We start from the raw sequence: 23,836 nt of genomic DNA on the forward strand, positions 1-23,836 counted from the left end.
AACCATGCTGACGGGGTACCGACTCATGTGGATGGTGGTGATGTTCGACTTGCCAGTGATCACCAAGGCCGAGCGTAAAGCCGCCACGGGCTTTCGCAATGCCTTGCTGGACGTGGGCTTCCAGATGAGCCAGTTCAGCGTCTACCTTCGCTTTTGCACCAGCCAGGCCCAGGTGGACACGCTCTGCCGCCAAGTGGAGCAGGCCTTGCCGGCGGGCGGCAAAGTGCATATCTTCCAGTTCACCGACAAGCAATACGAGCGCGCCATCTCCTTCCACGGGCGCAGCCGCCAGCCTGCGCAAAAAGCACCCGATCAGTTCGATCTTTTCTAGCCAGACGCCATGTTTTCCTGGACCGCAGAAGCGAAAAACCCCTTGACGAATCAAGGGGTTATCGCGATCAGAGTCTAGATCACTGGGATATGCGCACTGGCCGGAACTGAGGCAGCACGCGATTTCCGCCAGCAGGTAGTCTAGATCACTGGGATATGCGCACTGGCCGGAACGCTGGCAAAGTGGACCATGCTCCAACATGTAGTCTAGATCACTGGGATATGCGCACTGGCCGGAACCCAAGGTCACCGTGGCTGTCATGTCGCTGGAGTCTAGATCACTGGGATATGCGCACTGGCCGGAACTGCCGGTGGTCTATCGAGCGTAACGGCGCGAGTCTAGATCACTGGGATATGCGCACTGGCCGGAACTCGGATGCTCGCGTGCATCCATCGGCGATTAGTCTAGATCACTGGGATATGCGCACTGGCCGGAACGAAATGGCTGCAAAAGCCTTGGCAGTGGGCAGTCTAGATCACTGGGATATGCGCACTGGCCGGAACAGGATTGACCACACGATCAACCACAGCGCGCAGTCTAGATCACTGGGATATGCGCACTGGCCGGAACTCGTCGGTACCGGCGGATGCGGTTCCTGCGAGTCTAGATCACTGGGATATGCGCACTGGCCGGAACGGCCTGGTCCAGCACCCAGGCGCCGATCGCAGTCTAGATCACTGGGATATGCGCACTGGCCGGAACACTCGCGCGGCGGAGGCGTACACCACCGGCAGTCTAGATCACTGGGATATGCGCACTGGCCGGAACACGAACTGGGTTTCAACGCCGCGAGTACCGAGTCTAGATCACTGGGATATGCGCACTGGCCGGAACGCCGACCGCCACGCCTTGTCGCGCCGACCAAGTCTAGATCACTGGGATATGCGCACTGGCCGGAACAAGACTGGTGACATAGTTCAGTTCTTTTGCAGTCTAGATCACTGGGATATGCGCACTGGCCGGAACTGTGGCCGGGTGGTCACGCGGGCGGATCTGAGTCTAGATCACTGGGATATGCGCACTGGCCGGAACCTGCTGGTCTGCATGTCCGATGCAAATCCAAGTCTAGATCACTGGGATATGCGCACTGGCCGGAACATGGCGGTGATCGTCTCCAGCGTCTGCTTGAGTCTAGATCACTGGGATATGCGCACTGGCCGGAACTTCCCGAAAACTTCCTGAATGGTCTGCGAAAGTCTAGATCACTGGGATATGCGCACTGGCCGGAACGCCCGTGGCCGCCACCCGCCGGTACACCTCAGTCTAGATCACTGGGATATGCGCACTGGCCGGAACTCCAGCGTCGGCGGTCAAACGATGCATCACAGTCTAGATCACTGGGATATGCGCACTGGCCGGAACCTCATCGTAGAAGGGGATCACAAGCCGGGCAGTCTAGATCACTGGGATATGCGCACTGGCCGGAACTGGCTCAGCAACCATTCCTTAACTCTCATGAGTCTAGATCACTGGGATATGCGCACTGGCCGGAACTGCAGTGTCGTCAGGTCTATGACCTGAGCCAGTCTAGATCACTGGGATATGCGCACTGGCCGGAACAGGATCACTATTTTTCCAAGGCATGGCGCGAGTCTAGATCACTGGGATATGCGCACTGGCCGGAACGCCCCGCATAGAGACTTGCGTAATTTGCGCAGTCTAGATCACTGGGATATGCGCACTGGCCGGAACGTCGGGATGCACGTTTTGCAGCACGCCCGACAGTCTAGATCACTGGGATATGCGCACTGGCCGGAACTGCAGTGCCAATTGGAGTGCGTGTGCTGCGAGTCTAGATCACTGGGATATGCGCACTGGCCGGAACGCAATCGCCAGCTTCGTTGCCACCGCCGAGAGTCTAGATCACTGGGATATGCGCACTGGCCGGAACAGGTCGGGCAGGCCATCGGCCAAGACCTGAAGTCTAGATCACTGGGATATGCGCACTGGCCGGAACAGCATGGTTCTGGCTGTGGCGGCCTGCGCTAGTCTAGATCACTGGGATATGCGCACTGGCCGGAACCCCGCGCCACGGCGATGCAGTACCGCGAAAAGTCTAGATCACTGGGATATGCGCACTGGCCGGAACACCCTGGCAATCGCCGCACTGATCGGCGCTAGTCTAGATCACTGGGATATGCGCACTGGCCGGAACATTGCGCGCATGCTCGTCGCTGATCATCGGAGTCTAGATCACTGGGATATGCGCACTGGCCGGAACAAGAGGGATGCGGCTATTGGTTTATTGACAAGTCTAGATCACTGGGATATGCGCACTGGCCGGAACCGAAACGGTTGCCACAGACGCAAGTTTCTTAGTCTAGATCACTGGGATATGCGCACTGGCCGGAACTGCGACCTGTTCCAAGGGCATCAACATGCTAGTCTAGATCACTGGGATATGCGCACTGGCCGGAACTGCATTTCTCATACTCCTGTTGCGCCGCGTAGTCTAGATCACTGGGATATGCGCACTGGCCGGAACCTAATTTGCGCCTGTCGATCCGAAGCCGCAGTCTAGATCACTGGGATATGCGCACTGGCCGGAACTCACCAGCGTGCAGGCCGCGGACCGCGCCGAGTCTAGATCACTGGGATATGCGCACTGGCCGGAACCCGGCAGATCGGATACGCCCACGGCGGGGTAGTCTAGATCACTGGGATATGCGCACTGGCCGGAACAAAGGCCGTAGGCCGAGCTGCAGGAAGTTGAGTCTAGATCACTGGGATAGGCGCACTGGCCGGAACCGTCACGCCCTGCCGGTGTAGCGCGCCCGAAGTCTAGATCACTGGGATATGCGCACTGGCCGGAACCCGGGCGGCGGCCGACCCCGGGCGCTTCGAGTCTAGATCACTGGGATATGCGCACTGGCCGGAACCCTGGTGCTGGCCGCATCGGGCGCATTGCCAGTCTAGATCACTGGGATATGCGCACTGGCCGGAACGCACGCATGCGGCAATGCGACAGACAGCATAGTCTAGATCACTGGGATATGCGCACTGGCCGGAACTCGAGTACGTGAAGGAAACCGGCTTCACGAAGTCTAGATCACTGGGATATGCGCACTGGCCGGAACCGGGGGTGTCGGGCTGCTTGTCGTGGGTGAAGTCTAGATCACTGGGATATGCGCACTGGCCGGAACTGGTGGCACGGACCGCGCCCCGACTGGTCCAGTCTAGATCACTGGGATATGCGCACTGGCCGGAACGGATACGCATTGGATGCCGGCAAGATACAGAGTCTAGAGCGTGTTATGAACTTCCCGCCGCAGCCAGCACCCGCGCGGCGGCGGGCAACATGAGCACCGCAAACACCAGGAAATGCATCCCGCCGAGCACTTCGGGTAGCCGCTCGTAGTCCCGGGAGAGCCTGCGAAACCTTGCCAGCCAGCCGAAGCTTCTCTCCACCACCCAGCGGCGCGGCAGCAGCACAAAGCCCTTCTTCGCCTCGGGCAGCTTCACGATCTGCAGGTCAATTCCGCTGTCCTGCGCCGCCTTGGATGCCGCTTCACCCGTGTAGCCCTGGTCGGCCCAAGCCAGTTGTACCGTGTGGCCCGTAGCCTGCTGTACGTCTTCGCACAGGCGCTGCACCTGCGCACGCTCCTGTTCGTCTGCCGGCGTGACATGCACCGCCAGCAGATGACCCAGCGTGTCCACGGCCATATGCACTTTGCTGCCGCGCTTGCGTTTGTAGCCGTCGTAGCCCGCGCGCGGCCCGCTCTCGCAGCTCGATTGCAGTGTGCGCCCGTCCATCACCATGGCGCTGGGCTGGCCCTGGCGCCCCTGTGCCACGCGGATGATGGAGCGCAAATCCGAGACCATCGCCTCGAAGCAACCCGCATCCAGCCACCGGCGGCTCTGCTGGTAGACCGCCTCCCAGGGTGGCAGATCGTTGGGCAGCATCCGCCAAGGTGCTCCCGCGCGCACCAGCCAGCGCAGGGCGTTGAAGACTTCGCGCAGGTCGTGTCCACGCTGAGGCGCATGCGGGTCCATCAGGGTCAGGTACGGCGCAGCGAAGCTCCATTCTTCATCGCTCACGTCCGTCGGGTAGGGCTTGCGGGGCATCTGCAAACTCTACCCTCGGCTCCGCGCTCAGGGAGCAAAGTTCATAACACGCTCTAGATCACTGGGATATGCGCACTGGCCGGAACAACGCTACTACGCGCCCGGAGACCAGCGCGAGTCTAGATCACTGGGATATGCGCACTGGCCGGAACTTCGCGTGCGCGGGGACTCAGAGCGGCTAACACCACCGATCCACGAAGCGCGCGCAGATGATCGCTGCCGCCAGTTTCAATAGCGCTTCGTGGATGTCCAGCCGCCTCTCGAATCGGATGCGCAGCTTGCCGAAGCCTGCAAACCATCCGTGCGTTCTCTCCACCACCCACCGATGCCGACCCAGCCGCTCGCTGCTTTCGATGCCTCGTCTGGCAATCCGGCTGGCGATGCCCCGCTGTCTCAGGAAGACACGGCAGCGCTCATAGTCGTAGCCCTTGTCGGCGTGCAGCTTCGATGGCCTGCGACGCGGCTTGCCCTGCAGTCCCCTGACGGCTGGCAGAGCATCGATGCATTTCTCGAACATCATCGAATCGTGCCGATTCGCACCACTGACCAGCACCACCAGCGGAATGCCCCGCGCGTCTACGACGATGTGCCGCTTGGAGCCGAGTTTGCCTCTGTCCGTGGGGTTGGGCCCTGTTTCCTGGCCCCCCGGGGGCTTGGTACCGACGAGCCATCGATGCTTGCCCGGCTCCAATCGATCTGGTCGTGCTCGCGCAGGCGCACCAGCATGGCGTGGTGCAGCTTCTCCCACACCCCGGCAGCGTTCCAGTCGCGCAGCCGCCGCCAGCACGTCATGCCACTGCCAAAACCGAGTTCCTGCGGCAGGTCCTCCCAGGCGATGCCGGTGTGCAGCACGAATAGGATGCCATTGAGTGCGGCTTCATCGCTGACGGTGCGCTTGCGCGCCCCGCCTTTGGCCGAGGGCACGAAGGCCGGGATGAGCGGCTGCAGCTGTCGCCACAGTTCTTTGCTGACGGGTCTTCTTGCCATGAGGGCGCCAAGCATAGCTGCTTCGCGCTGGGCTATGAACAGGTCGTGTTAGCCGCTCTCAATGACAGCGCAGTCTAGATCACTGGGATATGCGCACTGGCCGGAACGACGGCGAGTATCTAGGCAAAGTGGTACGTTAGTCTAGATCACTGGGATATGCGCACTGGCCGGAACTCATACAAAAAGTTTTTCTGTCATACAAAAGTCTAGATCACTGGGATATGCGCACTGGCCGGAACCGGTTTCAATCGCATCGTTTTCGTAGCCAGAGTCTAGATCACTGGGATATGCGCACTGGCCGGAACCGAAGCTCGCGAAGGGGCAGCGCTGGGGTCAGTCTAGATCACTGGGATATGCGCACTGGCCGGAACTTATTTCCTCAGTGCAGGCGGGCGAATGGTAGTCTAGATCACTGGGATATGCGCACTGGCCGGAACAGCGGTTTTACAGCCCAGAGGAGCAGCGAGAGTCTAGATCACTGGGATATGCGCACTGGCCGGAACTTCGCGTGCGCGGGGACTCAATGACAGCGCAGTCTAGATCACTGGGATATGCGCACTGGCCGGAACGCGCCGCTGCCGCCATTGCCCACGCCATCGAGTCTAGATCACTGGGATATGCGCACTGGCCGGAACAGCGGTTTTACAGCCCAGAGGAGCAGCGAGAGTCTAGATCACTGGGATATGCGCACTGGCCGGAACGAGGTTACTGGCAAGTGCTCGGAGGGGTGAAGTCTAGATCACTGGGATATGCACACTGGCCGGAACTCTATGGTTTCTCAGGCAGTAAAGAAGTCGAGTCTAGATCACTGGGATATGCGCACTGGCCGGAACTGTACCAGCGCAAGGGCCGGAGGCTCGTGCAGTCTAAATCACCGGGATGTGCGCGCTGGCTGTGTTCACCGGTACTGCTCTGGCCCGTAACCGCCGTGTTACCCAAACGTCACTCCCGCGCAATAGTCGGCGAGAAGAATGCCAACCCTCTCCATTCCTCCCCCCACGCCATGACCTCGCATCCACGGCCCACCGTGCCGTCCTTCCTCGGCCGCTCCCTGCTGGCCGCCTGCACGCTCGCGTTCGGCCTGCTGCTGGCCGGCTGCGGCGGCTCCGGCTCCGATTCCGCGAACAGCTTCGTCGCCCACTGCGGCAACCCCGACACGCACTGCGCGCCCAAGCCCTGAGCCGGGCCCGCGGGCGCTGGGGCACCCCTCCTGCCCCGCGCTCGCCGCACCGCCGCGCGCATGCTGTGCGCTTGCCGCGCCTTTCTTCGGACAACAAACACTCCTCCAACATGACCGTCGATTCCTCCAAACGCAAGTTCCTCTCCGGCGTGCTCGGCACCGGAGCGGCCGCCGCCACGCTGTCCGCGTTTCCGCCCGCCATCCGGCGCGCGCTCGCCATCGAGGCGAACAACGCCACCGGCACCATCCAGGATGTGCAGCACGTGGTGCTGCTGATGATGGAAAACCGTTCCTTCGACAGCTATTTCGGCACCTTCAAGGGCGTGCGCGGTTTCGGCGACCGCTTTGCCGTGCCCTCGCAATACGGCCGCAACGTCTTCTACCAGGCCTATACGAAGACCACGCCGCCCAGCACCTACGTGCCGTTCCGGCTGGACGAGGCCCAGGGCAATGCCCAGCGCGCCGGCAGCACGCCGCACACCTGGGTGGATTCGCAGGCGGCCTGGGACCATGGGCGCATGTCGCGCTGGCCCGATGCGAAACTGCCCCTCTCGATGGGCTACTACGAGACGGCCGAGGTGTCGTTCCAGCGCGCGCTGGCCGATGCCTTCACGCTGTGCGACCACTACCACTGCGGCATGCACACCGGCACCATCGCCAACCGGCTCTTCTACTGGACGGGCACCAACGGCCCCAATGGCATCAGCCCGGTCGACGGCTCCCGCGTGCGCGTGGCGGGCCTGAACAACCAGTTCAACGGGGGCAACGACGTCGGCGCCTCCACCGAAGGCTGGACCTGGACCACCTACGCCGACCGGCTGCAGAAGGCGGGCGTGTCGTGGAAGGTTTACCAGAGCCTGATCGACAACTTCGGCTGCAACGAGATGATGGGCTTTCGCCACTGGCGCGCCGAGATCGAGAAGATGCCCGCGGACCGCAAGCCGCTCTACGTGGCCAAGACCGACATCACCCAGCCGCAGGGCCTGGCCGGCCCCAACTACGACCCGGCCATCGACGACGCACTGAGCCCGCTGGCCAAGGGCTTCGGCAACACCATGCCGCAGGGTTTCCTGGAGACCTTCCGCGACGACATCGGCAAGGGCCGGCTGCCGGCCGTGTCGTGGATCATCGCGCCCTCGGTCTACAGCGAGCACCCCGGCCCCTCCAGCCCCGCGCAGGGCGGCTGGTACGTGCAGGAGGTGCTGGACGCCCTCACCGCCAACCCGGAGGTGTGGAGCAAGACGGTACTGCTCATCAACTACGACGAGAACGACGGCTTCTTCGACCACCTGCCGTCGCCCGCCGTGCCTTCGCGCAACGCCGACGGCAGCCTGGCCGGCGCCTGCACGCTGTCTGCCGCCGACGTGGCCGTGGAATACCACGACTTCCAGCCGGCCACCTCCAGCCAGCCGCCGGCCGACGGCAAGCCCTACGGCCCCGGCCCGCGCGTGCCGATGTGGATCGTCTCGCCCTGGAGCCGCGGCGGCTGGGTGAACTCGCAGGTGTTCGACCACACCTCCACCCTCATGTTCCTGGAAAAGCGCTTCGGCGTGGCCGAGCCGCAGATCAGCGCCTACCGCCGCGCGGTGTGCGGCGACCTGACCAGCTGCTTCAACTTCGTCAACCCGAACACCGAGACCCTGCCCACGCTGGCCGGCCGCACCAGCAAGACGGCCGTGGACGCACGCATCGCCGCGCAGGTGCAGGCCCCCAAGCTGCCCCAGCCCGCCGCGGCCACGGGCACGGCCCTGCCGGTGCAGGCCACGGGCGTGCGGCCTTCGCGCGCGCTGCCCTACGAACTGCACGCCACGGCCCAGGCGAATGCCGGCGCGGGCACGGTGACGCTGCTGTTCGCCAACACGGCCAGGGCCGGCAGCCCCGCCGCGGTGTTCCATGTCTATGACAAGAAGCACCTGGACGCGATCCCGCGCCGCTACGTGGTCGAGGCCGGCAAGACGCTGAACGGCGTCTGGAACGTGGCCGCCGACGGCGGCGCCTACGACCTGTGGGTGCTGGGGCCCAACGGCTTCCACCGCGCCTTCGCGGGCGACCTCGCGCAGCAGGCTGCCGCCGGCATGCCCGAGGTGCAGGTCTGCTACGAACTGTGCGACCCGCCGCAGGTGCGCGTGAAGCTCTACAACCGCGGCACCGCGGCCATCGGCTTCACCGCAGAGGCCCGCGCCTACCGCACGGACGGCCCCTGGACGCGCACCGTGCAGCCGGGCGCGGTGGAGGAACTGGCCTGGGCCCTGGGCGACAGCGGCAACTGGTACGACTTCACCGTGCGCTGCAGCACGGCCCCGGCCTTCGCGCGGCGCTTCGCGGGCCGCGTCGAGACGGGCCGGGATTCCGTATCCGACCCGGCGATGGGGCAGGGGGCCTGAGGCCGGCGCGCGGGGCGGTCAACGCTGCGACGCCATGTCCGGCGATGCCTCTCTCGCCGCCTGCGCCTTCTCCGCCATGGCGAACCCGCCCCCGCGCCGCTTGGCGGTGTACATCGCCTGGTCGGCGCAATGCACCACCTCGGCGCCGTGCCGCGAGTGCCCCGGGGCGAAGGCGATGCCGATGCTGGTGCCCACCTCGGCCGCCAGGCCGGGCTTCAGGGGGATGGGCTGGCGCACCACCTCCACGATGGCCGTGGCGATGTGGGACAGCGTCTGCGGGTCGTCGGTGCGCACGAGGATCGCGAACTCGTCGCCGCCCAGCCGGGCCAGCGTATCGGACGCGCGGATGATCTTCTGGATGCGGGACGCGGCTTCCTTGAGCACCACGTCGCCCGCGTCATGCCCGTACGTGTCGTTGACGAACTTGAACTTGTCGAGGTCCATCAGCATGACGGAAAAGCCTGTGCCCGACCTCTGCAGGTCCTGCTCGGCGCGCTGCAGCCGGGCCTCGAAGGTGCGGCGGTTGGCGAGCCCGGTGAGCGCATCCTTCTGCGCCACGTCTTCCAGCGGCGTCACCACGCGGCTGGCGACCACCTTGACCGCGATGATGGACACCAGCGCGCTCATCAGCACGCTCACGGCGTACAGCACCTCCAGCTTGAGAAACGGCGACATGACCGGTGCGAACGGCTTGGCCACCACGGCGCTGACAGGCTGCGGGCCGGAATCGTCCAGCGTGATGACCTTGACGCGGTAGCCGGCACCGTCGGCATCGCTGGCGGAGAAGGGCGCCGGGTCCCTGCCGTTCTGGCCGATGGGGTCCATGGAGATGGATTCGGGCAGGGTGCTCGCATAGACGGTGTAGCGGCCGTTTTCGTCATGGGAGACGAAGGCCATCTGCAGCTGCGTCATGCGCGCGAATTGCTGGGCGCCGGCGGGCGTGATCCGGAAGGCCAGGTAGATATGCGCCACCGGCACGGGGGCCCGCACGGTCACCTTGACCCAGTTGTGCAGTACCGGCTTGCCGTCTTCCCCCTCCATGGTGCGCATGTTGCGGCTCGCTTCGCGGACGCTTCCCACCAGCATTTCCAGCCGGTGGTCCAGCGCCGCATCCCGCTCGCGCAGGAATCCGGAGACGGACGAGCGCGCCCGCAGCGTGCCGTCCAGGTCCGTGAGCACGATCAGTTCGGCGCCGGTCCGCGCCAGCTGGTTGTAGAGCGCCGATTCCACCGTGTCCCGGTTGGTCTCGTTGAAGATGATGTTCTGCAGGCCGTAGTCCCGGGAGATCAGCTCCGAGGCCACCCGCCGTGACTCGCGCCGCATCGCGGCCGTGTATTCGAAGGTCTGCGCGCCCGCCTCCAGGGCGGCATCCACGCTGTTCATGGCGATCCGCCGGTTGGAAAAATGCAGGAACACGAAGGCCACCAACTGTGCGGCGATCAGCGTCAGCGCGAGCAGGGCCAGGAAACGGCCCGACGATGCGGATGGCAGGAAATCCCTCTTCATGCGTGCTCTTTTTCTGCAAGGCGCGGACAATCGTGTTCCATGGGCAGGGCGGCGCCCGCCGGTGGTGCCCTGCCTGATCTCTTTTCTCTATTCCCCTGCGCCCCATGATGCCTGCCTTCGGCCCATCCGTGCAATGGCCTGCGGGTATCCCGTGCCTCCATGCAGGTATGCAATGGCGAAGTGCTCCGACACCCGGCGGCTCGACGATGCGTTGCAATGGCTGCATGCCGTCCCCGTTCCTCACCCGCTGCCTGGAGGGCGCCAAGCGCCTCATCCAGCCCATCATGCCGCTCGTGCGGGCCGTCAATCTCTGGCTCGACGCCGACGGCCTGCGGATGAGCGCGGCCATGTCGTTCTACGGCATGCTGAGCCTGGCGCCCTTGCTGCTGTTGCTGGTGGGGGTGCTGGGCTGGTGGATCGACAAGTCCTACCTGGAAACCAACCTCATCGCCCAGGTGCAGTCCGTCATGGGCGAGCGCGGCGCGGAGGTCGTGAAGCTCGCGCTCTCCAGCGCCCGGGAGCCATCCGAGGGGCGGCTCGCATCCATCGCAGGCTTCGTGCTGCTGCTGTCGGGCGCGACCGGGGTGTTCGTGGAACTGCAGTCCGCCCTGGAGCGGCTCTGGACGTCCGGCCATCCCCCCGTGGCCGACAACAACAAGGCCTGGTGGCGCATGGCCTCGCTGCGGCTGCGCGGCCTGGCATACGTGCTGGCCATCGGCTTCCTGCTGCTGATTTCCCTGGTCGTCTCCACGGTGATCCACGTGGTGGCCAACTGGGCGAGCGCGCGCCTGCCCTTCGCCTCCGGGCCCCTCCTGCAGTTGGTCAACGAGTTGGTCGCCTTCGGCATCGCGGTGCTGTTGTTCGTGGGGCTGATGCGCATCGGGACCGGGCCCAAACCGCCGATGGCCTGCCTGGTGTTCGGCGCCGTGGTGGGGGCGATCCTGTTCACCGTGGGCAAGCAGTTGCTGGCGCTCTACCTGGCCACGGCAGCCGTGGTGTCGGCCTACGGGGCCGCGGGCTCGCTCGTCGTGCTCCTCATGTGGATCTATTTCTCGTCGGCGGTGCTGCTGTTCTCCGCCAGTTGCGCCCGTGCCCTGCAGGAAGCCCGGGCCGAGCACGTCGGGCAGCGTGTGGACGCTGCCCATGCCCAGGAGGTCCCCGCCTCCCCGAAGCCACCGGCGCCCGCCGCGGCGGCCGGCGCGCGCTAACAGAGGCCGGGCCCCGGGGCCCGGCGCCCCGCCGGCCGCAGCGTGTCCGGGGAAAGGCGCAGGACCCGCGCCAGTTCCAGCGCATTGCGGGGCGCATGGAGCTTCGCCGTGTTGTCGAAGAAGCAGAACACGTCCCGGCCGCCCGGGGGCGATGCGGGCGCCCTTGCGGCAGGGCCGGCGAGTTCGACATCGCGCGGTGCCGCGCCCCGGTTCCAGGCCCGGACGCGGCGGGCCCATGCGGCGATCCTGTCATCGCTGTAACCGCTGGCGTACAGCGCTTCGGCGCCGTGCAGGCGCAGGTACATGAAATCGGCGGTGATGTCGCCCAGTTCCGGCCAGCGGCCGCCTGTGTCGGCCACCACCAGCGCCACGCCATGGCGGCGCAGCAGGGCGATGCATTCGGGCGTGGCGAAGCTGGAATGGCGCACCTCCAGCGCATGGCGCATGCGCCAACGTGGCGCTTCCGCCTCCAGCCACTCCCTGCCGTGCATGCGCGGTTCGCGCTCGCGGGCCAGTTCCAGGCCCTGCCGGGTGTCGCGGGGCAGCAGCGCCAGGAATTCCTCCAGCAGGCCGGCATCGAAGGGCAGGCTGGGCGGCAGCTGCCACAGGATGGGGCCGAGCCGGGGGCCGAGCGAGAGCAGGCCGGACGCCAGGAAGTTCGCGATGGCCGCGCGCGGCGAGCGCAACCGCAGGATGTGGGTGATGAACCGCGGCGCCTTCACGGTGAAGACGAAGCCTTCCGGCGTATCCCGCGACCACGCTGCGTAGCTGGAAGGGCGCTGCAGGGCATAGAAGGAGCCGTTCAACTCGATCGCGGGGAACTGCCGGGAGGCGAACGCCAGCTCCCGGGCCTGGGCCAGGTCGTTTGGGTAGAAGGAGCCGCGCCATGGGGCGTAGCGCCATCCGGAAACGCCGATGCGGATCTGTGCGGCCGGTGCCGCCCGGGGTGCCATGGGGCCACTGTGCGCAGCGCCGGTCATGGGGGTGGCGGGAGGGCTTCGGCAGGCCGTGTCGGACGCCGCCGGGCGGCTCTACAGCTTCTTACGGTGTTTACAGAGCGCGGCGGTATGTGAAGCACCGCCGCGGGTAATCTGCCAGCACAACACCCATAGAAAGGGAAATCGTATGAGTCTCGTTGTCCGTCCCAATTCTTCCGCTGCGGGCCCGGTGGCCGGCGGCTCGGCGAAGTGGCTCTGGGCTGCGATCGGCGCGCTGGGAGTCAGCGTGCTGGCCCTGGGCGCCACGCTGGTGGTCCAGAACCGCGACCGCGCTCCGGATGTCGCCTCCGCAGTGCAGCCTGCCGCTGCCCTCGCTCCGGACGCGCAGTCCGCGGCAGCAGCCAATCCGTCCATCAACCCCGCCGCAGTCCAGGGGGGTCAAGGACGTCCCTCCGCCGTGGCCCAGGCTCCGGCCCAGCAGTTCGCGCAGCGTGCGCCTTCCCCCAGCTATGCGCCGCAACCTGCATATAGCGGCGCCCCGCAAGGCCAGCAGCAGGTGGCCATGCAGCGTGCCGCGGCTCCGGCCTGCATGACCTGCGGCCGTGTCGAGTCCGTCCAGGCCTTCCAGCAGGCCGCCCCCGCCACCGGCATCGGTGCCGTGGCCGGCGGCGTGATCGGCGGCGTGCTGGGCAATCAGGTGGGCAAGGGCTCGGGCCGCACGGCGGCCACGGTGCTCGGCGCCGTGGGCGGTGGCTACCTGGGCCACACGGTGGAGCAGCGCACCCGTACCACCACGGCCTACCAGATCCGCGTTCGCATGGACGACGGCTCGGTGCGCACCTTCACGCGCTCGCAGCCGGTGGCCGAGGGCACGGCGGTGCGGGTGGAAGGCCGCAGCTTCCGCGTGGACAACGGCCAGTACGGCAGCGGCTATGGCGGCGGCTACTCCGCCCAGGCACCGCATTCGGTGCGCGTGGCCGACAACGGTTACTGACCTCGGGGGCTGGCCGGCATGTTCCGGCCAGTTCTCCGCGATTGTGCGAACGGGCGGCTTTCAGGCCGCCCGTCGTGCTTTCTGCTGCCGCAGTGTCACTTCTCGACGAAGGCGCGCTCGATCACGAAGTCGCCGGGCTTGGTGGTGTTGCCCTCTTCGAAGTCGCGCTTTTCCAGGATGGCCTTGAGCGAGGCCAGCATTTCCGGGCTGCCGCAGAGCATGACCCGGTCCACCAGCGGATCCAGCGGCGGCACGCCCAGGTCGGTGAAGAGCTTGCCGTTCTCGATCAGGTCGTTGATGCGGCCCTGATTGCGGAACGGCTCGCGCGTCACGGTGGGGTAGTACTTCAGCTGCTTGGCCACCATTTCGCCCAGGAACTCGTGCTTCGGCAGCTCCTGCGTGATGAAGTCGTGGTAGGCCAGCTCGTTCACCTGGCGCACGCCGTGCACCAGCACCACTTCCTCGAACTTCTCGTAGGTGTCCGGGTCGCGGATCACCGACAGGAACGGCGCGAGGCCGGTGCCGGTGGAGATGAGGTACAGGCGCTTGGCCGGCAGCAGGTAGTCGATCAGCAGCGTGCCCGTGGGCTTGCGGCCGACGACGATGCTGTCGCCCACCTGGATGTTCTGCAGGCGCGAGGTGAGCGGGCCGTCCGGCACCTTGATGGAGAGGAACTCCAGGTGCTCCTCGTAATTGGCGCTCGCGATGCTGTAGGCCCGCAGCAGCGGCTTGCCGTCCACCTTGAGGCCGATCATGGTGAAGTGGCCGTTGGAGAACCGCAGCGACGTGTCGCGGGTGGTCGTGAAGGAGAACAGGCGGTCGGTCCAGTGGTGGACGGAGAGGACTCGCTCTTCGTTGAATGCGCTCATGGATGGATGGCGGAAAGTGAAAACGACAAGGGGCGCGTGGCCTTCGAAGGCAGGGCCGGTGGCTCGTATGGGCGTCTGCAGGCGCGCCCTGGCTGCCCCCTGCCGGGTGGGCAAACCCCTACATTGTCGGACAAACACGGCGGGTGGGTGGGCTCAGGCCCCAGGACATGTGCGCGAATCCCGTCTATCGTCACTCGGAAAACCTGCCAGGCAGCGGTCCGGGGCACCCTGTGGCGAGAAGTTGGGGCTGATGGATGCCCGACCTCACCGTGGCGCTGTACTCTGGTGCGCCGCCGTCGCATCCTGCTTCAGGTGCTCCCCCACCACTTCTGCCAGCCAGTCCATCACCGCCCGCACGCGCCGTGGCAGGTTCCGCCGGTTGGCGTACATCAGCGTGAGCGGCATCGGCGGTGCCGCGTGCTGCGGCAGCACCTCCACCAGTGCGCCCTGCGCCAGCAGGTCCACCACCCCCAGGCGCGGCACCTGGATGATTCCCAGGCCCGCCAGGCAGCCGGCGATGTAGGCCTCGGCGTTGTTCACCGTGAGTGCGCCCTGCATGGGAATGGCCGCCAGCGTGCCGTCCACCACGGCCTCAAAGCCGCCGGAGCGGGCGCCGAGGGTGTTCACGAAGTGGACCAGCCGGTGGTCGCCCAGGTCGTCCAGCGTTTGGGGCGTGCCGTGGACGCGCAGGTAGGCCGGGCTGGCACAGTTGACCAGCCGCGCCGGCCCCAGCGGGCGGGCCACCAGGCTGGCATCCACCACCGCGCCGGTGCGCAGCACGCAGTCAAAGCCCTCGCGCACCACATCCACGCGGCGTTCGGTGCTGCTCAGTTCCACCTCCAGGCCCGGATGGCGGGCCAGCAACTCGGGCAGGCGCGGCACGACCACGTTGCGCGCCATGCCGGTGGACATGTCGATGCGCACGCGCCCGCGCAGGCCGCCACCGTCGGCGTTCTGGAACATGGACTGCAGTTCGTCCACGTCGGCCAGCAGGTCCTTGCAGCGCTCGTAGTAAGCCTGCCCGTCCTGCGTGAGCTGAACGCGCCGCGTGGTGCGGTGCAGCAGGCGCGTGCCGAGCTGGGTTTCCAGTTGCTGCACGGCGGTGGAGGCGCTGGCCTTGGGGATGCCCAGGACCTCGGCCGCCTGCGTGAAGCTGGCGAGTTCGGCCACGCGGACGAAGGTGTGCATGCGATCAAAGGGGTTCATTGTTCTTGGTGGATGAACGATGTGATCGATTCTGCGTGATTTATGGCTATGGCATCGCTCAATAGACTCCGGCCCATCGCTTTTTCATTCCTTCACCTGATCCACCGAAAGGATTCCGCCATGGCTGCCACTGCATCCGCTCCGTCTTCCACCATCGCCCTCATCACCGGCGGCAGCCGGGGCCTGGGCCGCAATGCCGCGCTGCATGTGGCGCGATCCGGTACCGACGTGATCCTCACCTACCGCAGCCAGGCGGCCGAGGCGCAGGCCGTGGTCGCCGAGATCGAGGCGCTGGGCCGCCGCGCGGTGGCGCTGCCGCTGGATGTGGCGGCCAGTTCCACGTTCGAGGCGTTCGCAGGCCAGGTGCGCGGCGTGCTCGCGCAGCACTGGCAGCGCGAGCGTTTCGATTTCCTGGTGAACAACGCGGGCTCGGGCGCATATGCCAGTTTCATGGAGACGACCGAGGAACAGTTCGACCAGATGGTGGCCATCCACCTCAAAGGGACGTTCTTCCTCACGCAGAAGCTGCTGCCGCTGATGAACGACGGCGGGCGCATCCTGAACGTGTCGTCGGGCCTCGCGCGGTTCGCGTTGCCGGGCTATGCCGCCTATGCGGCGATGAAGGGCGGGGTGGAGGTGCTGACCCGCTACATGGCCAAGGAGCTGGGCGCGCGCGGCATCGCCGTGAACGTGGTGGCGCCCGGCGCGATCGAGACGGATTTCGGGGGCGGCGCGGTGCGCGACGACGCGCAGCTCAACACCTTCATCGCCGGCCAGACGGCGCTGGGCCGCGTGGGCCTGCCCGACGACATCGGCGGTGTGATCGCGGCGCTGCTGCAGCCGGGCACGGGCTGGGTGAACGCGCAGCGCATCGAGGCGTCGGGCGGCATGTTCGTCTGAACCCCCGGACGTGGGTCAGGGCCTCGGCACGCCGTGCCGGGCCTTCCATTCCGCGCGCAGCAGGGCGTAGATGAACTCGTCGCCCCACTCGCCCTCGAAACGGTCGTTCTGCACGAGATGGGCCTCGCGGCGCATGCCCAGGCGCTCCGCGACGCGGGCGGAGCCGGTATTGCGGGCATCCAGGCGCGCGAAGATACGGTGGGCGCCGATGTGTTCGAAGCCGTGTTCCAGCAGGGCGGCCACGGCTTCCGTCGCGTAGCCCCGTCCGGCATGGTGCGGATTGAAGATGTAGCCCACTTCCAACTGCAGCGCCGCGGTGCTGGCGATCTTCAGCAGGAATTCGCCCACGAGCACACCATCCTCCCGGCGCACGACGGCCTGGCGCCAGGTGTCGCCCTCGCCGGCGAAGGGCTCGGAGAGAACTTCGGCGAACTGCTTGTGCAGTCGGTCTCCCTGCGGGGCGGCCATGTACAGGAACCGGTAGACCTGCGGATCGCCATGGTAGGCGGCGTAGGCGGGAAAGTCTGCTGCGTGGAAGGCCCGCAGATCGAGTCTCGGGGTCTGGAGTGGCGAAGAGGTCAGGGAGAGGTCCATGCCGGCGCGATGGTAGGCCGGCAGGACGGGAGTGCGGGGCAATTCCCTGGCACCCTGTGCGGGTGAGCCGGATGGCAGCGATATGGCGCTGCCGCTCGCCGGATCAGAAGGTTTCCCAGTCGTCGCCGCCGCCGCGTGCGGCCGGGGAAGGTGCGGGTGCCGCGGCGCGCGGCAGCGCGGGCGCAGCGGCCGGGGCGCGGGCTGCTGCTGTGGCAGGGCGGGGTGCTGCCGCGGGAGGCATCGCGGCGGGAATGGCGCGGGAAGGCGTTGCGGCCGCAGCCGGTCGCACCGGCCGGGCCACGGGTGCCGCCGGTGCCGCGGTGGCGGCCTGCGTGCCCGCAGGAATCCGGAACACGCTCACCGCCTGCGAGAGCTGGCCCGTCTGGGCCTTCAGCGAACCCGTGGCGGCCGCGGCCTCTTCCACCAGCGCCGCGTTCTGCTGGGTCACCTGGTCCATCTGCGAGACGGCCTGGTGCACCTGGTCGATGCCCCGGCTCTGCTCCTCGCTCGCGGCGCTGATCTCGGCGACGAGGTCGTTCACGCGCTGCACGTTCTGCACGATCTCGTCCATGGTGCGGCCGGCCTCGGCCACCTGGCTGGAGCCTTCGTCCACGCGGGAGACCGAGTCGCCGATCAGCGCCTTGATGTCCTTCGCGGCGGCGGCGCTGCGGCCCGCCAGGGCACGCACCTCGCCGGCCACGACGGCGAAGCCCCGGCCCTGCTCGCCCGCACGCGCGGCTTCCACGGCGGCATTGAGCGCCAGGATGTTGGTCTGGAAGGCGATGCCGTCGATCACGCCGATGATGTCGGCGATCTTGCGGCTGCTCTCGTGGATGGCGCCCATCGTGCCCACGACGCCCGCCACCACCTGGCCGCCGCGGGTGGCGGTGCCGGCCGCGGAGGAGGCGAGCTGGCTGGCCTGGCGGGCGTTGTCGGCGTTCTGCCGCACGGTGCTGGTGAGTTCCTCCATGGCGGCGGCGGTCTGCTGCAGGGAGCTGGCCTGCTCTTCCGTGCGCGACGACAGATCCTGATTGCCCGCGTCGATCTCGCTCGATGCGGTGGCGATGCTGTCCGTGCCCGAGCGCACGCGGCCCACCACCTGCGCGAGGCTTTCGTTCATGTCCTTCAAAGCCTGCAGCAGCTGGCCCGTTTCGTCCGACGACGTGACGGTGACGCGGCTGGTCAGGTCGCTGGCCGCCACGGCGCGCGCCACGCGCACCGCCTCCGACAGCGGCCGCACGATGCCGCGCGTGAGCCACACTGCGCAGGCCGCGCCCAGCGCGAGCGCGAGCAGGCCCAGCATGGTCAGCAGCAGGCGACTCTGGGCATGGATGTCCTGGATGCGCGCGGCCGTGGCGTCGATGTCGGCGCGCTGCAGGTCCAGCAGCTTCTGGATGAGCGCCACGTATTCCTTCGTGGCCGGCAGGTAGACCTGGGTGAGCAGGCGCTCGGCCTCCTCGGCCTGGCCCGCGGCCTTGGCCTTCACGGCCTGGTCGCGCGAGGCCAGGTAGGCCGCGCGGGCCCGGCCGATGTCCGCCCACACGGCCTTCTCGGCGGGGCTGTCGAGCAGCGGCTCGATCTTCTCGACGAGCCGGGCGGCCTCGCGCGTGGTCATGGCCGAGTCGTCGGCGAAGAAGCCCGCCAGCGACGGGTCGGTGCTCTTGACGATGGCCGTGGTACGGCGTGCGGCGCTGTCCACGTAGCGGTACCAGTCGCTGATCATGCGCTCGTTGGCGAGCGGCTGCTGGGTCATGTCGTGCGTGGCTTGGGCGACGGTCTGCAGCCGCCAGAGGCCGAAGACGGTCATCAGGGCCATGAGGCCGAGCACCATGGCAAAGCCGGCGCCGAGGCGTGCGCCGATGGGGAGGTTTCGCATGGGAGTTCCTGGAGTTCGATGCGGGAAGGCCGCCGGCGCCGCAGGGGTGCCGTGCCCGCTCACGGCCGCCGCGCCATGGGAGGCGCAGCGTGGGCGGGGGCAGTGCGGCTGCGCGCGTGCGGCCCCTCGGCCGCTGCGCGCGCAGGCGTGGCCATTTATCGGCAGTGCGTGCCGGGCCTTGAACGCGACAGGAGAAAAAAAGTGGCCCGTGGGGCCGAGCGGGCCGGTGAAGCCCGCCGTCCGGCCGACGGGCCGTTGCGGTCCTCAGTTCAGCTTCAGCTGCTGCTTGGCCACCACGCCCTTGTAGAGCTCGTACTCGGCCCTGGTCTGCGCCGTGAATTCCTCCGGCGTGTTGCCGACCACGAGCGAGCCCGTGTCCTCGATGCGCTGGCGCACGGCCGGGTCTTCCAGGGTCTTCTTCACGGCCTGCGAGATCTTGTCCACCACTTCGCGCGGCAGGTTCTTCGGCCCATGGATGCCGTAGAACGCCATCCGGTTCACGGGCTCGAAGCCGACTTCCTTGAAGGTGGGCACGTCGGGCATCGAGGGCAGGCGCTGGGGCGCCGCCACCGCGATAGCGATGAGCCGCTTTTCCTTGATGAACGGCAGCGCGGAGGGCAGGTTGTCGAAGATCATCGGCACCTGGCCGGCCACGGCGTCGTTGAGCGCCGGGCCCGCGCCCTTGTAGCCGATGTGCTCCAGGCCCAGGCCGGACAGCGACTTGAACAGCTCCATCTGCAGGTGGCCGATGCCGCCCGTGCCCGAGGTGGCGAAGGAGTACTTGCCCGGATGGGCCTTCACCTCGGCCATGAACGCCTTGAAATCCTTGGCCGGGAAGCTCGGGTGTACGGCCAGCACGTTGGGCGTGGCGGCCATGTTGACGATCGACGTGAAGTCGGTCAGCGGGTTGTATTTCACGGCGGGATTGATGGCGGGGGCGGAGGCGACCGACGACACCGTCGCCACGCCGAGCGTGTAGCCGTCCGGCGCGGCGCGGGCGATTTCCGTCGCGCCGACCACGCCGCCCGCGCCGGCCTTGTTGTCCACCACCACCGGCTGGCCCAGCGTCGTGCCCAGCGATTGCGACACCACGCGCGCCACGATGTCGGTCGTGCCGCCGGGGGCGAACGGAACGATCAGGCGCACGGGCTTGGTCGGATAGTCCTGGGCCATGGCGGGGGCCGCGGCGCAGGCGGCGAGGGCCGTGGCGGCGAGCAGGGCGCGGCGCAGGGGGGATGGGGAATGCTTCATTTCGGATGTCTCCTGGGAGGTTGGATGTTGTGGGTCTGCCGGTTGCGGAATGTCTTTTGCAGCTTGCGTGCCATGCCGTGGCCGGCCGGTGCGGATGGGCCGCCAGGGCGCGCCCGTGCTGGGAATGGGCGTTGGTGGCGGCCTCGCCGGAGGCCGCCTGCGCAGGGGCTGCGTGGCGGTTTTCCGCACGTGGCTCGCCGGGTTGTGCGGGTTTCCGCACACGGCGCCTTGTCAACGGGGGTAGCCCTGGGAAGCCGGCTGCTGCCACCCACCACAATGCGGGCCCAACCGCTGTCCTCCGCTTGAAACCCGACCGTTCCCTCCTGATCCCCGGCCTCGCGGTGCTGGCCTGCGTGTGCGTCGGCGCGCTGGTGTACCGCGCCACGCTCGATGCACAGCTTTCGCGGCAGCGGCAGGCGGCGGCGCAGCGGCTCGATTTCGCGGCCCAGAGCCTGGAGTCCCTGCTGCACCGCAACGAGGCGCTGCCTGCCCTGCTGGCCCTGGACAGTGGCCTGGGGCGCGCGCTGGACCATTCCAACCTGGCTTCCCCGGGGGCCGCCAATGCCTTCCTGGGGCAGGCGGCCGGCCTGGCCGACGTGGAAGCGGCCTACCTGATGGATGCCGGCGGCCACACGGTGGCGTCCAGCAACTGGCGCCTGCCGAGCAGCTTCGTGGGGCAGAACTACCGGTTCCGCCCGTATTTCGAGGCGGCAATGCAGGGACAGACCGGGCGCTTCTACGGTGTGGGCGCGACCACCGGCAAGCCCGGCTATTTCATCGCCGCGCCCCTGCCGGCCACCGCGCCCGCCCGGGGCGTCGTGGCCGTGAAGGTTTCGCTCGATGCCTTCGAAGCCTCGCTGGCCGCAGGCGGCGACACCGTCCTGCTGGCCGATCGCGACGGCGTCGTATTCGTGAGCACCGAGGCGCAGTGGCGCTACCGCACGCTCGCGCCCCTCGGGCCCCAGGTGCTGGCCCGGCTGCAGGATGCCCAGCAGTATGGCAGCCATGCCCTGAGGCCCATCGACCACGGCCTGGGTGCCTGGCCTGACGGCAGCGCACCGGTGCGCCTGCGGCGCGGCGGACTGGAGCGCGACTTCAGCGTGGCCGCACGCAGCGTCGGGCCCCTGGGCTGGCAGATGCTGCTGCTGGCGGACCAGTACCCGGTGCGCCAGGAAGCCCTGGTGGCGGGGCTGGCCGGCGGGCTGTGCGCCGCGCTGCTGCTGGGCATGCTCTTCTACCAGCGGCTGGACCAGCAGGGGCAGGCAGAGCGCCGTGCGAGCGCCGCCCGCCTGCAGGCCGCGCACGACATGCTCGCATCGCAGATCGCGCAGCGTACCGCCGACCTGACCGCTGCCAACACGGCGCTGCAGGAACGGGTGAGCGACCTGCAGCAGGCGGAGCAGATCCTGCGCGGCACGCGCGATGCGGCCGTGCAGGCGGGCAAGCTGGCGGTGCTCGGCCAGATGGCGGCCGGCATGAGCCATGAACTGAACCAGCCCCTGGCCGCGCTCCAGACGCTCTCGGACAACGCCATCGCGCTCGACCGCCAGGGCCGCCGCGAGGACGTGGCCGAGAACCTGCAGCTCATCGGCCAGCTCGCCGCCCGCATGGGCCGGATCGTTCGCCAGCTCAAGAGTTTCGTGCGCAAGGAAGCGCCCGTGCTGCAGCCCTGCCGCGTGCGCGATGCGCTGGACCATGCGCTGCTGCTGCTGGCGCAGCGCTGCACGGCGGTGCAGGCGCGCATCGACGTGCAGCCGTTCGACACCGGGCTGTGCGTGAGGGCGGACCCCACGCGGCTGGAGCAGGTGCTGGTGAACCTGCTGCGCAACGGCCTCGACGCGGTGCAGGACCGTCCGGTGCGCGAAGTGCGCTTCGCCCCGGCCGCCGAAGACGGATGGGTGCGCCTGCGCGTGTCCGATACGGGGGGCGGCATCGCGCCCGAGGCCCGCGGCAGGCTCTTCGAGCCGTTCTTCACGACCAAGGCGGGCGAGGGGCTCGGGCTGGGGCTCGCGGTTTCGCGCATCATCGTGGAAGGCATGGGCGGCACCCTCACCGTGGAAGACGTTCCCGAGGGTGGCGGCGCCGGGTTCACCGTCACCCTTCCGCTCGCCCGGCCCGACGCCTGAATCCCTTCCGTTCCAATGACCTTTCCGCCGATGACCGACGCGCCCCTTCCGGCCGCACCAGCCGGGGCCACCCGCCCCGTCTATCTGATCGAGGACGACGCCATGGTGCGCCGCGCCTATGGCCAGGCCCTCGAACTGGCCCACATCCCGGTGCGCGCCTTCCCCCAGGGGCAGGCCGCGCTCGACGCCTTCGGCCAGGACCCGCCCGCCGTCGTGGTGACCGACATCCGCATGCCGGGCCTGGACGGCATGGAGCTGTTGCGCCTGCTGCGCCAGCGGGATGCCGACCTGCCCGTGGTGCTGGTCACCGGCCACGGCGACGTGGCGATGGCGGTGGAGGCCATGCGCGACGGCGCCTACGATTTCATCGAAAAGCCGTTCTCTTCCGAGCGCCTGCTGCTCACGGTGCGCCGGGCGCTGGAGCGGCGCGCGCTGTCCGACGAACTGCAGCGGCTGCGCGCGCGTGGCGGGGCCGACGCGCTCGCCGGGCTGGTGGGCCAGTCCGCCGGCATGGCGGAGGTGCGCCGGCTGGTGTCGGCGCTCGCCCCGCTGGAGGTGGACGTGCTGCTCCACGGAGAGACCGGCGCCGGCAAGGAGGTGGTGGCCCGGGCCCTGCATGCGGCCAGTGGCCGCAGCGGTCCGTTCGTGGCCATCAACTGCGGGGCCCTGCCGGAGACCATCATCGAGAGCGAACTCTTCGGCCACGAGCCGGGCGCGTTCACGGGTGCCACGCGAAGGCGCATCGGCAAGATCGAATACGCCAACGGGGGCACGCTGCTGCTCGACGAGATCGAGTCCATGCCGCCCTCGCTGCAGTTGCGCCTGCTGCGCGTGCTGCAGGAGCGCGAGATCGAACGCCTGGGCAGCAACCAGCCGGTGCCCGTCACCGCGCGCTTCGTGGCCGCCGCCAAGGCGGACCTGAAGCAGCTCGCCGAGCGTGGGCAGTTCCGCGCCGACCTGTACTACCGCCTGCACGTGGTCGCCATCGACATTCCGCCGCTGCGCGACCGGCCGCAGGACATCCCGCTGCTCATGGCCCACTTCCTCGCGCAGGCAGCACTGCGCCACGGCCGCCCGGTGCCCGCCTGGAGCGACCGCGACCTCGCGGGCTGGCTGGCCCACGACTGGCCCGGCAACGTGCGCGAGCTGCGCAACGCCGCCGAGCGCCTGTGCCTGGGCCTGCCCGTGCAGCCGCTCGATGCGGGGGGGGAATCCGCGCCGTCCCTCGCGGCCCGGGTGGAGGCCTTCGAGCGCAAGCTGCTGCGCGACACCCTGGCCCTGACGCAGGGCAACGTGGCCCGCGCGGCCGAACTGCTCCAGATGCCCCGCAAGACGGTGTACGACAAGCTGCAGCGCCACGGGCTGGCGACCGGTAATGCGGGCAGCGCGGGCGTCGCGCCGCGCGACGGCGAACGGTAGGC

At 67.7% G+C, this 23,836-nt stretch carries 17 protein-coding genes and 2 CRISPR repeat arrays; of the genes, 8 read left to right on the plus strand and 9 right to left on the minus strand.

Annotated elements, in window-relative coordinates:
* Window positions 1-4: 4 nt before the first annotated feature.
* Window positions 5-331 carry a CRISPR-associated endonuclease Cas2 gene (gene cas2, locus ACAV_RS01310; RefSeq protein ID WP_013592779.1) on the plus strand — a complete coding sequence of 109 codons (327 nt, stop codon included), beginning with the start codon at window positions 5-7 and terminating at the stop codon, window positions 329-331.
* A gap of 71 nt (window positions 332-402) precedes the next feature.
* Window positions 403-3,541: direct repeats of the CRISPR family, unit length 36 nt; unit sequence AGTCTAGATCACTGGGATATGCGCACTGGCCGGAAC.
* Between the two features lie 42 nt (window positions 3,542-3,583).
* Here cas2 and ACAV_RS01315 read toward each other — a convergent pair.
* Window positions 3,584-4,396 (minus strand): IS5 family transposase, encoded by an 813-nt coding sequence (locus ACAV_RS01315; RefSeq protein WP_013592780.1) that lies wholly within the window; start codon window positions 4,394-4,396, stop codon window positions 3,584-3,586.
* 178 nt (window positions 4,397-4,574) lie between these two features.
* Window positions 4,575-5,383, minus strand: a protein-coding gene (locus ACAV_RS23940; RefSeq protein WP_167539399.1) for an IS5 family transposase whose coding sequence is annotated in 2 segments (ribosomal slippage) — window positions 4,575-5,053 and window positions 5,053-5,383 — 810 coding nt in all. Because the reading frame shifts where the segments join, the coding sequence is not laid out codon by codon here.
* Between the two features lie 71 nt (window positions 5,384-5,454).
* A CRISPR array of direct repeats spans window positions 5,455-6,216; the repeat unit is 36 nt; unit sequence AGTCTAGATCACTGGGATATGCGCACTGGCCGGAAC.
* Between the two features lie 170 nt (window positions 6,217-6,386).
* Here ACAV_RS23940 and ACAV_RS24865 point away from each other — a divergent pair.
* Together ACAV_RS24865 and ACAV_RS01330 are read left to right on the plus strand one after the other, a co-directional pair.
* Window positions 6,387-6,563: a hypothetical protein gene (locus ACAV_RS24865; RefSeq protein ID WP_013592782.1), complete on the plus strand. Its 177-nt coding sequence runs from the start codon at window positions 6,387-6,389 to the stop codon at window positions 6,561-6,563.
* Between the two features lie 110 nt (window positions 6,564-6,673).
* A complete protein-coding gene (locus ACAV_RS01330; RefSeq protein WP_013592783.1) occupies window positions 6,674-8,947 on the plus strand; it encodes a phosphocholine-specific phospholipase C in 2,274 nt (757 codons plus the stop codon).
* A gap of 18 nt (window positions 8,948-8,965) precedes the next feature.
* Here the strand turns inward: ACAV_RS01330 and ACAV_RS01335 are convergent, their stop codons facing one another.
* Complete coding sequence (locus tag ACAV_RS01335; RefSeq protein ID WP_013592784.1) at window positions 8,966-10,453, minus strand: GGDEF domain-containing protein; 1,488 nt, start codon at window positions 10,451-10,453, stop codon at window positions 8,966-8,968.
* Between the two features lie 224 nt (window positions 10,454-10,677).
* On the opposite strand from ACAV_RS01335, the gene ACAV_RS01340 reads away from it, so the two are divergent.
* Window positions 10,678-11,661: a YihY/virulence factor BrkB family protein gene (locus ACAV_RS01340; protein WP_013592785.1), complete on the plus strand. Its 984-nt coding sequence runs from the start codon at window positions 10,678-10,680 to the stop codon at window positions 11,659-11,661.
* Here the strand turns inward: ACAV_RS01340 and ACAV_RS01345 are convergent.
* Window positions 11,658-12,614, minus strand: a complete 957-nt coding sequence (locus ACAV_RS01345) for a DUF72 domain-containing protein (RefSeq protein WP_013592786.1) — start codon at window positions 12,612-12,614, stop codon at window positions 11,658-11,660. The genes ACAV_RS01340 and ACAV_RS01345 overlap by 4 nt on opposite strands.
* Before the next feature lie 172 nt (window positions 12,615-12,786).
* On the opposite strand from ACAV_RS01345, the gene ACAV_RS01350 reads away from it, so the two are divergent.
* Complete coding sequence (locus tag ACAV_RS01350; RefSeq protein ID WP_013592787.1) at window positions 12,787-13,593, plus strand: outer membrane lipoprotein; 807 nt, start codon at window positions 12,787-12,789, stop codon at window positions 13,591-13,593.
* Window positions 13,594-13,688: 95 nt separating this feature from the next.
* Here ACAV_RS01350 and ACAV_RS01355 read toward each other — a convergent pair whose 3' ends face one another.
* Both ACAV_RS01355 and ACAV_RS01360 read right to left on the minus strand, forming a co-directional pair.
* The gene (locus ACAV_RS01355) at window positions 13,689-14,462 is read right to left on the minus strand and encodes a ferredoxin--NADP reductase (RefSeq protein ID WP_011793411.1); all 774 of its coding nucleotides are present in this window, start codon (window positions 14,460-14,462) and stop codon (window positions 13,689-13,691) included.
* A gap of 264 nt (window positions 14,463-14,726) precedes the next feature.
* Entirely contained in the window at window positions 14,727-15,668 is a 942-nt protein-coding gene (locus ACAV_RS01360; protein WP_013592788.1) for a LysR family transcriptional regulator, read from the minus strand.
* A 120-nt stretch (window positions 15,669-15,788) separates the two neighbouring features.
* On the opposite strand from ACAV_RS01360, the gene ACAV_RS01365 reads away from it, so the two are divergent.
* Window positions 15,789-16,568, plus strand: a complete 780-nt coding sequence (locus tag ACAV_RS01365) for an SDR family NAD(P)-dependent oxidoreductase (RefSeq protein WP_013592789.1) — start codon at window positions 15,789-15,791, stop codon at window positions 16,566-16,568.
* A 15-nt stretch (window positions 16,569-16,583) separates the two neighbouring features.
* Here ACAV_RS01365 and ACAV_RS01370 read toward each other — a convergent pair whose 3' ends face one another.
* The 3 genes from ACAV_RS01370 to ACAV_RS01380 all read right to left on the minus strand — a co-directional run bounded on the left by ACAV_RS01370 (window position 16,584) and on the right by ACAV_RS01380 (window position 20,289).
* A complete protein-coding gene (locus ACAV_RS01370) occupies window positions 16,584-17,162 on the minus strand; it encodes a GNAT family N-acetyltransferase (protein ID WP_013592790.1) in 579 nt (192 codons plus the stop codon).
* A 103-nt stretch (window positions 17,163-17,265) separates the two neighbouring features.
* On the minus strand, window positions 17,266-19,038 hold the full coding sequence (locus ACAV_RS01375) for a methyl-accepting chemotaxis protein (RefSeq protein ID WP_013592791.1): 1,773 nt from the start codon (window positions 19,036-19,038) through the stop codon (window positions 17,266-17,268).
* A gap of 264 nt (window positions 19,039-19,302) precedes the next feature.
* Entirely contained in the window at window positions 19,303-20,289 is a 987-nt protein-coding gene (locus ACAV_RS01380; protein WP_013592792.1) for a tripartite tricarboxylate transporter substrate binding protein BugE, read from the minus strand.
* A 302-nt stretch (window positions 20,290-20,591) separates the two neighbouring features.
* Between ACAV_RS01380 and ACAV_RS01385 the strand changes: the two genes are divergently transcribed.
* A complete protein-coding gene (locus tag ACAV_RS01385; protein ID WP_013592793.1) occupies window positions 20,592-22,415 on the plus strand; it encodes a sensor histidine kinase in 1,824 nt (607 codons plus the stop codon).
* 30 nt (window positions 22,416-22,445) lie between these two features.
* The gene (locus tag ACAV_RS01390) at window positions 22,446-23,834 is read left to right on the plus strand and encodes a sigma-54-dependent transcriptional regulator (RefSeq protein WP_013592794.1); all 1,389 of its coding nucleotides are present in this window, start codon (window positions 22,446-22,448) and stop codon (window positions 23,832-23,834) included.
* Window positions 23,835-23,836: the final 2 nt, after the last annotated feature.

This window comes from Paracidovorax avenae ATCC 19860 (assembly GCF_000176855.2).
Taxonomy (GTDB): Bacteria; Pseudomonadota; Gammaproteobacteria; order Burkholderiales; family Burkholderiaceae_C; genus Paracidovorax; species Paracidovorax avenae.

Coding starts and splice junctions, on each gene's coding strand:
- ACAV_RS01340 (WP_013592785.1), top strand. CDS start 10,678: ATGCCGTCCCCGTTCCTCACCCGCTGCCTGGAGGGCGCCAAGCGCCTC.
- ACAV_RS01350 (WP_013592787.1), top strand. CDS start 12,787: ATGAGTCTCGTTGTCCGTCCCAATTCTTCCGCTGCGGGCCCGGTGGCC.
- ACAV_RS01380 (WP_013592792.1), bottom strand. CDS start 20,289: ATGAAGCATTCCCCATCCCCCCTGCGCCGCGCCCTGCTCGCCGCCACG.
- ACAV_RS01365 (WP_013592789.1), top strand. CDS start 15,789: ATGGCTGCCACTGCATCCGCTCCGTCTTCCACCATCGCCCTCATCACC.
- ACAV_RS01330 (WP_013592783.1), top strand. CDS start 6,674: ATGACCGTCGATTCCTCCAAACGCAAGTTCCTCTCCGGCGTGCTCGGC.
- ACAV_RS01360 (WP_013592788.1), bottom strand. CDS start 15,668: ATGAACCCCTTTGATCGCATGCACACCTTCGTCCGCGTGGCCGAACTC.
- ACAV_RS24865 (WP_013592782.1), top strand. CDS start 6,387: ATGACCTCGCATCCACGGCCCACCGTGCCGTCCTTCCTCGGCCGCTCC.
- cas2 (WP_013592779.1), top strand. CDS start 5: ATGCTGACGGGGTACCGACTCATGTGGATGGTGGTGATGTTCGACTTG.
- ACAV_RS01375 (WP_013592791.1), bottom strand. CDS start 19,038: ATGCGAAACCTCCCCATCGGCGCACGCCTCGGCGCCGGCTTTGCCATG.
- ACAV_RS01345 (WP_013592786.1), bottom strand. CDS start 12,614: ATGGCACCCCGGGCGGCACCGGCCGCACAGATCCGCATCGGCGTTTCC.
- ACAV_RS01315 (WP_013592780.1), bottom strand. CDS start 4,396: ATGCCCCGCAAGCCCTACCCGACGGACGTGAGCGATGAAGAATGGAGC.
- ACAV_RS01390 (WP_013592794.1), top strand. CDS start 22,446: ATGACCGACGCGCCCCTTCCGGCCGCACCAGCCGGGGCCACCCGCCCC.
- ACAV_RS01370 (WP_013592790.1), bottom strand. CDS start 17,162: ATGGACCTCTCCCTGACCTCTTCGCCACTCCAGACCCCGAGACTCGAT.
- ACAV_RS01335 (WP_013592784.1), bottom strand. CDS start 10,453: ATGAAGAGGGATTTCCTGCCATCCGCATCGTCGGGCCGTTTCCTGGCC.
- ACAV_RS01355 (WP_011793411.1), bottom strand. CDS start 14,462: ATGAGCGCATTCAACGAAGAGCGAGTCCTCTCCGTCCACCACTGGACC.